This is a genomic window from Novosphingobium sp. B-7 (assembly GCF_000410615.1).
Lineage (GTDB): Bacteria > Pseudomonadota > Alphaproteobacteria > Sphingomonadales > Sphingomonadaceae > Novosphingobium > Novosphingobium capsulatum.
This window is the reverse complement of record NZ_APCQ01000242.1, coordinates 1-319: the sequence shown is the minus strand read 5'-3', so window position 1 is coordinate 319 and position 319 is coordinate 1. Positions and strand designations below refer to the sequence as shown.

Annotated in this window: 1 pseudogene; it reads left to right on the top strand. The window is 59.6% G+C overall.

The window, feature by feature from the left end:
• Positions 1–99 precede the first annotated feature (99 nt).
• A pseudogene (locus H926_RS25325) lies at positions 100–319 on the top strand (integrase); the annotation flags it as partial.

The window sequence follows — 319 nt, the reverse complement described above, 5'->3', positions numbered from 1 at the left end:
TTATGTTAATAGCGATACCGCAACTGTCCATGTAAACTGTGTCCAGTGTGATGGGGAAAGGCTTGCAGTCACGGCGGTCTTTCAACAGTATCAGCGACCGTGTCCACTTCGTTCGCCACGACGCCCTGGCAGGCAGCGCGTATCGAAATGCCCGGCGGCCGCCGGTCGTGGACGGTATTGGATGATCACGGCGACGTCGTCGAGTGCCTACGTCATTGGATCGTCCATCTCGAGCAGACGCACGCGTCTCCGAACACGATCCGCGCGTATGTTCGCCATGTCGTCGACTTCGCGAACTTCCTCGGCGCCAACGGCGCCG